The sequence below is a fragment of the Methylovorus sp. MM2 genome, from assembly GCF_001648895.1.
Lineage (GTDB): Bacteria > Pseudomonadota > Gammaproteobacteria > Burkholderiales > Methylophilaceae > MM1.
In genome coordinates, this window is sequence record NZ_LXUF01000001.1 from 737,508 (window position 1) to 750,120 (window position 12,613).

10 protein-coding genes are annotated in these 12,613 nt (G+C 48.6%); 4 read left to right on the forward strand and 6 right to left on the reverse strand.

Going from position 1 to position 12,613, the window contains the following annotated elements; translation table 11 throughout:
* The first annotated feature begins 11 nt into the window (after positions 1–11).
* Positions 12–1,370, forward strand: a complete 1,359-nt coding sequence (glmM, locus tag A7981_RS03390; protein WP_067264012.1) for a phosphoglucosamine mutase — start codon at positions 12–14, stop codon at positions 1,368–1,370.
* A 143-nt stretch (positions 1,371–1,513) separates the two neighbouring features.
* Entirely contained in the window at positions 1,514–2,047 is a 534-nt protein-coding gene (locus tag A7981_RS03395; protein WP_067264014.1) for a phosphatase PAP2 family protein, read from the forward strand.
* 83 nt (positions 2,048–2,130) lie between these two features.
* Here the strand turns inward: A7981_RS03395 and A7981_RS03400 are convergent, their stop codons facing one another.
* Positions 2,131–2,976, reverse strand: a complete 846-nt coding sequence (locus tag A7981_RS03400; protein WP_067264017.1) for a zinc dependent phospholipase C family protein — start codon at positions 2,974–2,976, stop codon at positions 2,131–2,133.
* Positions 2,977–3,114: 138 nt separating this feature from the next.
* Between A7981_RS03400 and A7981_RS03405 the strand changes: the two genes are divergently transcribed.
* Positions 3,115–3,483, forward strand: coding sequence for a diacylglycerol kinase (locus A7981_RS03405; RefSeq protein ID WP_067264020.1), 369 nt, complete (start codon positions 3,115–3,117; stop codon positions 3,481–3,483).
* A 28-nt stretch (positions 3,484–3,511) separates the two neighbouring features.
* Here A7981_RS03405 and A7981_RS03410 read toward each other — a convergent pair whose 3' ends face one another.
* Positions 3,512–4,237, reverse strand: a complete 726-nt coding sequence (locus A7981_RS03410; protein WP_067264023.1) for a hypothetical protein — start codon at positions 4,235–4,237, stop codon at positions 3,512–3,514.
* A 216-nt stretch (positions 4,238–4,453) separates the two neighbouring features.
* On the opposite strand from A7981_RS03410, the gene A7981_RS03415 reads away from it, so the two are divergent.
* Positions 4,454–5,650, forward strand: a complete 1,197-nt coding sequence (locus tag A7981_RS03415) for a glycosyltransferase (RefSeq protein ID WP_067264025.1) — start codon at positions 4,454–4,456, stop codon at positions 5,648–5,650.
* 62 nt (positions 5,651–5,712) lie between these two features.
* On the opposite strand, the gene A7981_RS03420 is transcribed toward A7981_RS03415, so the two are convergent.
* The 4 genes from A7981_RS03420 to A7981_RS03435 form a co-directional block, all read right to left on the reverse strand.
* Positions 5,713–7,191 (reverse strand): efflux transporter outer membrane subunit, encoded by a 1,479-nt coding sequence (locus A7981_RS03420; RefSeq protein ID WP_067264028.1) that lies wholly within the window; start codon positions 7,189–7,191, stop codon positions 5,713–5,715.
* A gap of 9 nt (positions 7,192–7,200) precedes the next feature.
* A complete protein-coding gene (locus A7981_RS03425) occupies positions 7,201–10,395 on the reverse strand; it encodes an efflux RND transporter permease subunit (protein ID WP_067264031.1) in 3,195 nt (1,064 codons plus the stop codon).
* Positions 10,396–10,427: 32 nt separating this feature from the next.
* The gene (locus A7981_RS03430) at positions 10,428–11,681 is read right to left on the reverse strand and encodes an efflux RND transporter periplasmic adaptor subunit (RefSeq protein ID WP_067264033.1); all 1,254 of its coding nucleotides are present in this window, start codon (positions 11,679–11,681) and stop codon (positions 10,428–10,430) included.
* Positions 11,682–11,786: 105 nt separating this feature from the next.
* Complete coding sequence (locus A7981_RS03435) at positions 11,787–12,536, reverse strand: SDR family NAD(P)-dependent oxidoreductase (protein WP_067264036.1); 750 nt, start codon at positions 12,534–12,536, stop codon at positions 11,787–11,789.
* Between the last annotated feature and the right edge of the window lie 77 nt (positions 12,537–12,613).

A 12,613-nucleotide genomic window follows, 5' to 3' on the forward strand; every position in this document is an offset into this window, starting at 1 on the left:
AAGATAAAACAATGAGTAGAAAATATTTTGGTACTGATGGCATTCGCGGCCGTGTTGGTGATGCGCCTATCACCCCTGATTTTGTCATGCGTCTTGGGTATGCCGCGGGGCGTGTATTGACCAGCATAGATAGCCATCTTGCCCAAAATGAGAATCCTACCGTGCTTATCGGTAAAGACACGCGTATTTCAGGATACATGCTGGAATCTGCATTGCAGGCAGGGCTTTCTGCGGCTGGTGTTGATGTCTTACTAACTGGGCCGATGCCTACCCCTGCAGTCGCCTATCTGACACGTGCCTTAAGAGCGCAGGCAGGTATTGTGATCTCTGCATCACATAATCCATTTGAAGATAATGGTATCAAGTTCTTCTCCGCTGAAGGTACTAAGCTTGCGGACGAGATCGAGCTGGCGATTGAAGCTGAGCTGGATAAACCGATGCAGGTAATGCCATCAGCCAAACTGGGTAAGGCTAAACGTATCGCCGATGCCGCAGGGCGTTATATCGAATTCTGTAAGAGTACTTTCCCAACGGAGCTTGATTTAAGAGGCCTTAAGATCGTCTTGGACTGTGCACATGGCGCAACCTATCATGTCGCGCCACCAGTTTTTCATGAGTTAGGTGCTGAGATCATCAATATCGGTAATCAGCCTGATGGCTTGAATATCAATCTCGATGTCGGCTCAACACATCCGGCTGCATTGTGTAAAGCAGTGGTCGAGCATCAAGCTGATCTGGGCATTGCTTTTGATGGTGATGGCGACCGTGTGGTGATGGTGGATGCTAAAGGCCAAATACTCGATGGCGATCAATTGCTCTATATCATCGCTCGTCATCGCCAAAGCGTGGGCAGGCTAGTAGGCGGCGTCGTCGGTACGTTGATGACCAACCTTGCTTTGGAGCATACATTACAGGCCGATGGCATTCCATTCCTGCGTGCGAATGTCGGTGACCGCTATGTACTGGAATTGCTTGATCGTAACGATTGGCAGGTCGGCGGTGAGAATTCAGGTCATATCTTATGTTTGGATAAACATAGTAGTGGTGATGGCATCATCGCAGCTTTACAAGTCTTGTATGCTTTAAAGATAAGCAATACCAGCCTTGCTGAGCTGGGTGCCAGTTTAAGTCTTTACCCCCAGATACTAATTAACGTGAAAGTGGCGCAGCGTATCAATCTTGATGCTAATACTGAGGTGCAAAGTGCAGTTAAACTTGCAGAGCAGGAGCTTAACGGACATGGCCGTGTATTGCTGCGCGCATCAGGTACTGAGCCAAAGATTCGCGTCATGGTTGAAGGTAGTGATCGTCAGCAGGTGCAGGCATTAGCAGAGCGTATCGCTGAGGCAGTTAAGGTCGCTGCGACCTAAATTTAGTAAGTATGAATAGAGGGTCATCATCTATTCGCATGAACGTCATTGTTCTGTCATATTCGCGTGCAATTCTGCACGCATGAAAAACCAATTCATAAAAGATCGTTTCTCCATCCAACTCATGGAATGTGGAGGTAGATATGTCGCATAAGATGGCACTATATTTTCATCGTATGGCAGAGTTCGATAGCGCGCTCTGCGTGCGAGTTAACAAAAGCAGTCAATACCGCTTTGTCAGGTTATGGTTCCGGCTGATCAGCCGGCTAGGGGATGGCATCTTCTGGTATACCATTATGCTGGGTATCATGCTCACGCAAGGTGCTGAGGGTATTATTCCCTGTGTGCATATGGCATCGGCAGGGCTATTTGGTACTTTGCTTTATAAGTGGTTAAAAGGGAGGACATTGCGCCCACGGCCATATGAGGTGCATACCGATATCTGGTTAACGGGTCGGCCGCTTGATCGCTTCAGCTTTCCTTCAGGCCATACTTTGCACGCTGTTGCGTTTTGTAGTGTCGCCTTGGCGTATTACCCGATGCTTGCTTGGATGCTCGTGCCGTTTACACTGATGGTAGCAATGTCTCGCGTTGTACTCGGGTTGCACTACCCAAGTGATGTCCTTGCTGGTGCTGCGATTGGTGGATTAATCGCCGCTATCTCATTCCTGATTTAAGTTATTTAGTTTTGTATAAAAGGGTTACTCAACCTTAAGGTTGAGTAACCCTTCTTTGCATCTGCTATTCGTATTTACTCAAGCTATTTTGGGTGATCTACAAAGTAATTGATTGGTGCGGGATGTAGTTTGTGTAATTGTCTGAGACATTTACGACGATGTGCTGCAAGTTTGTCTTCCGGTAGCTGATTGAGTTCAGCGTTCCACTCAGGTCTTGTGCCTTGCAGCATGGTGCCGATATTGGCAATCGCAAGTTGTGTCTTGGCGATATAGTAGGTGAAATTCTTGAATACACGCTTATCGAATAGGCGCATGGTGCCGTAGATCACATGGGTGAGCTTGACCATTCGTAAGAGATTATCCCAACGGGCGAGTGACTTGAGTGCTTTACTCGTACGTTCTTCAGAACACCTGAATCTTGGTGCGATAAAGCGGCTAAGTATCTTGTGATGTTTTGATATCAATTTACCCGGTGTGGTTTCAACCAGTGGGGCTAAATGCGCATCCATCGCCCATTCTGAGGCGATGTGCGTGATCATGCTGTCTTCTATCCACATGGCTTCGTGTGCCGGTACAAAGTGATTGTGAGCGATCACGTCTACGTATAAATGGCTGGCATAGCCGATAGCAATCGCCATCTCTTCATCACTATTTGCGCAATCTAATAGGTGATGGGCATTTTCCCAGTGATGGGTGTGGCGAAAAGCGGGAGAAACAATCGCCAAATCGGGTAGGCATGATCCTGCCATGACTAATTCGGGGAATCTTCTGATCACCCCTTGCAGTCGTGGATCTAGTAATGGCATCGCCCATAGCAGGGATTGTGCGAAATACAGGTGGGTGACCAAGCCCCATGCATTTGCATCCATCGAGTACAAAGTGATGGGTACTAACCAGAAATACTTGCCAATGCATGGATTGCGCTTCATGGCGCGTAATGTGACGCGTGAGCATGTATAAAATATGACAACTCCATGATTTTATTGTGACAGCGGACAAGACTTGCCAGCCTTTGCTATACTGCGCCGCTAGTTCATGATGTTTGGCTTAATTGATTGGGAAGTAATATGGAAAGTCCTTACAAGGGTAAGACAGGGTTACGTCGGTTGACGAATGCATTTGGTTATTCCATGGCGGGCCTAAAAGCGGCTTACCAGAATGAAGATGCTTTTAGGCAGGAAGTGTTGATGGCGGTCATTTTGATCCCTTTGGCTTTGTATATCGGCCAAGGATCAATTGCTAAGGCATTGATGATCGCAAGTGTGATCTTGGTGATTATTGTGGAGTTGCTTAATTCATCCATTGAGGCAACGGTAGATCGCATCTCGCTTGAGAATCATATGCTTGCAAAACGTGCCAAAGATATTGGCAGTGCTGCGGTGTTATTGAGTTTGTTGAACCTTGCTATCGTTTGGGGTTTGCTTATTCTGGCCTAGCCTAGGCATTTATGCCTAGACTGGTAACTTACGGTAGTATGGATTGTGAAAGCAGGCGAATACCAAAACTTAGCCAACGCTCTTCACTATCATTGCTGAAACGATTACCGTAAGTCGTATCGATCTGAATGCGGTCTTGTACCAGCCAGTAGCGTAAGCCTAGCTGATGAAAGGCGCGAGACTGATTATCTCCATAGACCTCTGCAATGAATTGTAGGCTGCGATTAATTCTGGTTTCTGAGCCTATTCCCCAAGTGAGCTTATTTTTCTCTTCCGCTTTGTCATGCAGCATGCCTACATTCGTATGCAGGATAAATGCATCGTCCAGCATAGAAACACTGACTGGAACATAAGCATAGGCATCACCAATCATGCTGGCATCATGATCTCTATTCGGGTGTTGGGCATGCCCTACGACGATGCCGATACCATAGCCGTTGGTGGTTAATGGGCGCATTAGCGTCTTGGCTTGCATGACCACATCGGTGGTATTTGATTCGCCATGATCACTTGTGATGGCGCCGCCATAAGTAAGCTCGAAATTCTCCCCTACGTTACACCCTGGCAATGCCCAATATTCGTCGCTATGTGCGTTGAGTTTTACCCATGATTCTAATTGGCAGCTTTTAGGGTCGATGACGCGTGCATCATCCGTGACCATCGGACGGGCACAGAATCCCTGAAGGGGGTAAGTCAGCAAATATAAGAAGAGTACCAGCCAAGGCATGGTCTGTATTTTGTGATGATAGGTCATGGCGAGATGAGATTATCCTTAGTGAGATGACCATAAGATGAAATTATCGTAAATAACCATCAACGAGTAAATTGATTTTGGGCCGGGTTAAATGCTAATGACCCATGTTGGTTGCTAAGGAATATGACGGCGATGTTGCAGTTCATATAACTGTCACAATGAGTCTGTATCTTGAGCGCAAATGCAGTAGATTCTGCCGCTTAAGAAAGGAATCATGTGAAAGTTCTATTTATATCCGATGTCTATTTTCCCCGAGTGAATGGGGTCTCTACTTCTATCCGTACATTCGTTGGCCAGATGCATGAGATGGGGCATAGCGTTCATCTGATCGCACCTGAATATGGTGTAGTGACAGAAGATGAGTTATGGATTAAACGTATTCCTGCGCGCGAGATCTATTTCGACCCTGAAGATAAGCTGATGAAATATGGCGCAGCGCTGGATAGGCTAAGTGAGCTGCGTAAAGAGAATTACGACCTGATTCACATCCATACCCCATTCGTTGCGCATTATCTTGGCCTTAAGCTGGGGCATCTATTGGATATTCCGTGTGTAGAGACTTACCACACGTTTTTTGAAGATTACCTGCATCATTACTTGCCGTGGATACCTAAGTCTATGGCTAAAGGCTTGGCACGTATGATCTCACGTCGCCAATGTAATTCAGTGCAAGCCGTGGTGGCGCCATCACGCCCTATGCTGGATGTATTAAGGCAATATGGCATAACCACGAATGCAGAGGTTATTCCTACTGGCCTTCAACCGCAAAGCTTTGCACCTGCTGATGGCGCTGCTTTCCGAAAAAAATATGGTATTCCGCTAGCGCGTCCAGTGGCTTTATTCGTTGGGCGTGTGGCTTTTGAGAAGAACATCAATTTCTTGATACGCATGGCGGCAGAGTTACGTAAAAAGCAGCCCGATGTTCTGTTGGTGATCGCTGGAGAAGGACCTGCCGAGAAAAGTCTCCACCAATTAACCGAAGAACTGGGCTTGCAAGACAACATCAAATTCATTGGTTATCTTGACCGTAATACAGAGTTGAATGCTTGTTACCATGCTGCAGATGTGTTTGTCTTCTCATCCAAGACCGAGACGCAAGGCTTGGTCTTGCTGGAAGCAATGGCGCAAGGTGTGCCTGTCGTGGCACTGGCTGAATTGGGTACCAAATCTATATTGGTTGAAGGCGAAGGGGCATTGATTGCCCCCGAGAATGAGTCAGTCTTTGCAGATAAAGTATTTAGCTTATTCGATGATGCAGATAAACGTAGAGCCTTAGGTGAGAGTGCCAGAAGTTACACAATGAAGCGTTGGACATCACGCGCGCAGGCGGACCGTATGGTGCAGTTCTATGCCCGTGTTCTGGACCGCGATGTACCTAGTTTAATTAGCGATAACCATACCGCCAATGCATAAATAAAGCCGGGCATGCCCGGCTTTATTTGCTTATTTATTACTTGGTATAAAGAAAAATCAACTTACTGGTTGGTCGAGACCTTTGTTGAGTCATCCCAACCGCCGCCAATGGCTCTTATCAGGTTCACTGTTGCTTGAGCACGCTCACCATCCAATCTTCTGGAAACGAGTTGCTGTTGCAAGACGGTGCGTTCTGCATCGATCACATCCAGATTGCTCACTGAACCTTCACGATATTGCACTTGTGACAGATGCGCTGCTCTTGATGACGCTTGCACGGCTGCATCTTGCGTCAGTGTTTGCTCGTCAAGAATACGCAAACCGGAAAGATTATCTTCCACTTCGCCAAAGGCATTCAGCACAGTCTGCCTGTAGTTCGCGACATCCTCTTCATAGATGGCATGGGCACGATCTACACCTGCTTGTCTGCGGCCACCATCGAATACTGGCAATGACAGCATAGTGCCAACCAAGGGGCCTAACAGGAATGTGCGGTTAGACCACTGAAAAAGATCGCCAAGCTCTGATGACTCATAACCTAGTGCCCCTGTGATATTGAGGTTGGGGAAGTAGGCTGCCCGCGCTACCCCGATACGTGCGTTGGCTGCTGCCATGGCTCGTTCGGCAGCCGCGATATCAGGCCTACGCTCCAGCAGTGAAGAGGGAAGCCCCACGGGGATATTGATGGTGATGCGATCCAAAGGTAATGGCGCCATCGAGAATTGCGCTGGGGCCTTGCCTAGCAATATTGCCAGCGCATGTTCTGCATTGGCACGTTGACGGGCAATGCCTAACGATTCCGATTGTGTCGAGGCTAGTTCAGATTTTGCACGGGCGATCTCAAGCTCGCTGACATAACCAGCAGCATAGCGGCTCTCCATCAATTTTAGGCTGCGGGCACGTAAGTCAGTCGTGTCTGCGTATAGTTTTTGCTCAGAGTCCAACTGACGTAACTGGAAATAAGCTCTTGCTACATCGGCTTGCAGGGCAAGCCTGACTGATTGGAGTAAGGCTTCGCTTTGCTGTACATCGGCTTTTGATGCATTCACTGTCGAAGCGACCCGGCCAAAGAGGTCTGCCTCATAAGACACGTTAGCCTGAGCACGCCACAACGTGAATTCACGCCCTGATGCATTATTTAGCGCATCAGGGGATGTACGCTGCCTTGTTGGGCCAACCCCCGCAGTGACTTGCGGGAACAAGCCTGAGCGGGCATCCAACTGCAATGCGCGCGCTTGACTTAATCTGGCAACTGCCGCTTTCAGGTTCTGGTTCGCATCCAGTGCCTGATCTTCAAGATTATTCAGCGTTTCATCGCCAAACACCTTCCACCATTGGCCGCGTGCTACATCTTCTGATGGTTGCGCAGTCTTCCAGGTAGATGGCTGGTCAGGCGTAATGAGGTTTTTATTTGCTGCCGCTTCTTTGAATGTAGCGGGTGTATCTACACTTGCACGTTCATATTTCGGTGCAAGTGAGCAACCTGCCAGCAGCAATAAACTGACGAGCAAAGCGGATATTGGTTTTGTTTGATATGTCATTTTCTGCTCCTATACCAAATGCGATGCAGGTTGTTCTGAGATATGGCTTGAGTGCTGCGTGGCAGAGTGCAGCTTCCGCTCACCACTTAGCTTACGTAATATCACGTAGAACACTGGGGTTAAGAACAAGCCGAACAGGGTCACGCCCAACATGCCGAAGAACACCGCGATACCCATTGCATGGCGCATCTCTGAACCAGCACCACTGGACGTTACCAATGGCACGACACCCATGATGAACGCGATAGAGGTCATCAGGATAGGGCGTAACCGTAAACGACTAGCTTCAATCGCAGCCTTAAGTGCTGTGCTACCTTGCAACTCAAGCTCCCGGGCAAATTCGACGATCAAGATTGCATTCTTGCAGGCAAGGCCGACCAGTACCATCAAGCCGATCTGCGTGAAGATATTATTGTCGCCATTCGTTAGCCATACACCTGTGAGCGCAGCCAGAATACTCATCGGCACGATCAGAATAACCGCAAGTGGTAATGTCAGGCTTTCATATAAAGCAGCCAATACGAGGAACACCAACAGCACACTGATCGGGAATACCCAGACGCCAGCATTGCCCGCGAGGATCTGTTGATAAGTCAGATCAGTCCACTCGAACTTCACACCATGCGGCAAAGTCTGTTTGGCGATACGCTCAACTGCTGCCTGTGCCTGACCGGATGAATAGCCGGGAGCAGGGCCGCCATTGATATCAGCCGCGGTATAGCCGTTATAACGCACAACCATTTCAGGGCCGTAAGTCGGTGTGACTTTCACGAGCGATGATAGTGGCACCATCTCACCCGCATTGTTGCGTGTCTTTAACTCGAGAATATCTTCTGCATGTGCACGATAAGGCGCATCTGCTTGCGCACGCACTTGATAGACTCTACCAAAACGGTTGAAGTCGTTCACATAGAGTGACCCAAGATATATCTGCATAGTGTCGAACACTTCGGTGACCGGCACACCTAGTTGCTTGGCTTTCACGCGATCAAGATCGACATTCAGTTGCGGTACATTGATCTGGTAATTCGTGAACATCGGCCCAAGCTCTGGTGCTGAATGCGCTGCAGTGACGAACGCATTCACTGCATTATTCAGCTCAGCATAACCAACTGCACCATGGTCTTCGATCTGCAGTTTAAAACCGCCGATCGTCCCTAAGCCCATCACTGGAGGCGGTGGGAATACCGCGATATATGCATCCTGAATCCCTGCGAATTTCTGGTTAAGCGCAGCAGCGATCTCAGCAGCAGACAGCCCTTTACCATGCCGTTCACTGAATGGCTTGAGCGGTGTGAAAACGATACCTGCGCTTGAGCTATTTGTGAAACCATTGATGGAAAGGCCAGGGAATGCGACAGCGTTCTCTACACCAGGTTGGTTCAGCGCGATCTCACTCATCTTACGGATGACTTCTTCAGTGCGATCAAGTGATGCGCCGCTTGGCAATTGAGCAAAGCCAACTAGATATTGCTTATCCTGCGCAGGGACAAAACCACCGGGCACGATGTATGAGATGAATACAGTTGCACCAAGTAATACAGCGTAAACGCCCATCGCAGAAGATTTTCTGGCGATCACGCCACGTACACCATGCGAGTATTTATCAGATGCACGACTGAAGAAGCGATTGAATTGCCTAAAGAAGCCACCCAACCATTTATCCATCAAACGTGTCAGCCAATCTTTCTTGTCGTTATGGCCTTTCAGCAACATTGCTGCCAACGCGGGTGACAATGTGAGTGAGTTGAACGCTGAGATAACAGTTGAGATAGCGATCGTCATCGCGAACTGTTTGTAGAACTGGCCAGTAAGACCTGTCATGAATGCCAAAGGCACGAACACGGCAATCAATGTCAGCGCGATCGCGATGATCGGGCCACTCACTTCACGCATGGCCTGATAAGTCGCATCTCTAGGTGAAAGCCCTGCGGAGATGTTACGTTCGACGTTCTCCACGACCACAATGGCATCATCGACCACGATACCGATCGCCAGCACCATACCAAAGAGTGACAGTGCATTGATCGAGTAACCGAAAGTCAGCATCAGCGCGAACGTACCGATGATAGAAACGGGCACGGCCAGCAGCGGGATGATAGAGGCACGCCACGTTTGCAAGAACAGGATCACCACTAGAACAACTAGCGAGATAGCCTCAAGCAAGGTGAATACAACCGCTTTGATACTTGCACGTACGAATTGCGTTGGATCATAAACGATGTGATATTTCACTGAAGCTGGGAAATCTTTCTCAAGCTCAGCCATCGTTTCACGTACTTGTTTCGATACTTCGAGCGCGTTTGCCCCCGGCGCTTGGAAGATCGGTATAGCAACAGCAGGTTTGTTATCCAACAGTGAACGCAAACCATATTCTGATGCTGCCAACTCGACACGGGCGACATCTGATAGATGCGTGACGGCACCATTCGGCGCTGTTTTGAGGATGATGTTGGAAAACTCTTCTTCAGATTGCAAGCGCCCCTGAGCATTCACAGATAACTGTAAAGGCACATTGCCACCATTCGGTGATGCGCCGATGACACCAGCCGCCACTTGAATGTTTTGCTCACGAATAGCGGCCACGACGTCAGAGGCCGTCATGCCACGCTGGGCGACTTTCTGAGGGTCGAGCCATACGCGCATCGCGTAGTTGCCTGATCCAAATAGACCAACTTCGCCTACGCCCTGAATGCGTGCCAACCGGTCTTTGACGTTGATCACGGCGTAGTTACGCAGATACGTCATGTCATAGCGGTTATCCGGCGATACTAAGTGAACCACCATCGTCAGTGTCGGTGAGCTCTTTAGCGTTGTTAAGCCTAGTCGCTGCACTTCTTCTGGCAAGCGAGGTAAAGCCTGATTGACGCGGTTCTGCACCAACTGCTGTGCTTTATCTGGGTCAACACCTAACTTGAAGTTGATCGTGATCGCCAAATTGCCGTCACTATTGGCTTGAGACTGCATATACAGCATGTCTTCAACACCGTTGATCGACTCCTCCAATGGTGAGGCAACAGTTTCAGCGATGACTTTAGGGTTAGCACCCGGGAATTGTGCACGTACCACGACTGATGGCGGTACGACCTCAGGATATTCTGAGATCGGTAATTGAAATACGGCTAATGAACCAGCCAGCAGGATGAGCATGGATAGCACCCCCGCGAATATTGGCCGGTCAATAAAGAATTTTGAGATATTCATGGAATACTTTCTATGGGTATCAGGCGGCCGAGTTAAGCAGTCACAGCGTTAACAGGCTTTGTCGCCTTTTGCGTTAACGCTTTTGATTTGCTTATTTCAAGAGATGCGGCAGGTATACTGGTCGCTTCAGTGCCGGGCATCTGTACAACTTGTGGGCTGACAGGGTCACCCGGTCTAACACGTTGCAAGCCATTTACAACGATGCGTTCACCAGCTTTCAAGCCGCTTTCTACAACACGCAGGCCATTTTGAATCGCACCTAGATGTATTTCGCGATAGTTGGCGTGTGAGTTCTCATCAACAACAAGCACAAAGCGTTTATCCTGATCGGTGCCGATCGCTTTCTCATCGATCAACAACGCCTCACGCGGTGTACCGCTGCCAAGGCGAACGCGTGCATATAGTCCAGGGAGCAATACGCCATCTGCATTCTCAAATACCGCACGTACTCGTATCGTGCCTGATGTCGTATCTAAGCGGTTATCTACAGAGCTGATCTTGCCTTGGCGTGAGTAACCGTCTTCATTCGCTAGCCCTAACGCTACCTGAATAGGTGCGCGGTTCGATGCATGCTCATGGCTGACGAATTTCAAATAAGTTTGTTCATCCACATCAAAAGAAGCGTAGATGTTCGATACAGATACCAGTGTCGTTAGCGGTACTGAGGTAGCACCAGCAGAGACGATATTGCCTTGCGTCACCTCAGCGCGTGATACACGACCAGTGACGGGTGCGGTGATTTGGGTATATTCCAGATTAAGTAATGCGGATTTCAGTGCAGCATTCGCCGCTAACAATTTCGCTGCAGCTTCACGCGCATCATTCTGCTTTTCATCAAAATCGCGACGGGCGATTGCATTGTCATCGATCAGGCGCTGACTTCTTGCAAGTTCTGCTGTTGCATAAGATGACCGTGCATCAGCCGCAGTCTTTTGCGCTTGTGCACGCGCGACTTCTGCTTCATAGGGGCGAGGGTCGATCGTAAACAACACATCGCCTTTCTTAACCAAGGCACCATCTTTAAAGTGTACGGTGGTCAATGTGCCGGATACCAACGGACGTATCTCAACGCGATCTACAGCTTCCAGCCGCCCTGAATATGTCTGCCAATCCGTAATCGTTTGATTCACGACTTCAGCCACATCTACAGGTGCGCCTTGAGATGCACCTTGCGCAGCAGCCTGTGCCGGATTGCTGTAATGATGATAAATCGCATAACCGCCGATGATGGCCACCAGTGCGATAACAATGGTTTTTTTGTTAAATTTTGTTTGCAATGAAGTCATGATATCCCTTGTTTTTAATCATTTATTTCTTTAGCACTAAAACTACTTAACTCCTCAGTGCAATAGCCTTATTCGATCTATCGCACTGCTCGGTGCTGCAATTATTTATGCGCTGATGCCGCCATCCACATTCAATGTTGTACCTGTGATGTAAGACGCATCTGGGCTAGCCAAGAATGCGATGGCTGCCGCAACTTCCTCTGCACGGCCATAACGACCTAATGCTGTATAACCATTCAATACTTTTGCAAAATCTGTATCAGATGGGTTCATATCCGTATCAATAGGGCCCGGTTGCACTGTATTCACTGTAATGCCTTTAGGGCCAAGGTCACGCGCCCAGCCTCTTGCAACCAAGGCCACGGCGCCTTTGGTCGCGGCATAGTCAGAAAGGCCGGGGAATGGTACTGAGCTACCTAGTACAGAACCAACATTGATGATACGCCCACCTTCGCCGATATATTTCACCGCAGCACGACCAGCAGCGATCGCGCCGCCAACGTTGATTGCGAATTGACGATTCAGATTCTCTATGTCATTTGCAGGATCGCCTAGTGCGCCTGTCACGAATACACCAGCGTTATTCACCAGAATATCCAAACGACCAAAATGATCGTGTACCGCTTTTACAAGACCTTCAACCTGAACTGGATCAGCCTGGTCAGCTTTGAATGAAGCTGCATTGACCCCATAAGCTAATAGGTCACGTACGACTGCTTCGGCTTTGTCGGCTGAAGCGGAGTAGCTGATCGCCACATTAGCGCCATCTTCTGCCAAGGCACGAGCCGTTGCCGCGCCAATGCCACGTGAACCACCTGTTACCAATGCAACTTTACCTGTCAGTTTTTTAGCCATGATATTGCCCCTATGATTTAATTATGTACTGATTGGTAAATATATAGATGCATATATTGGCTGTCAACTAATTTCTT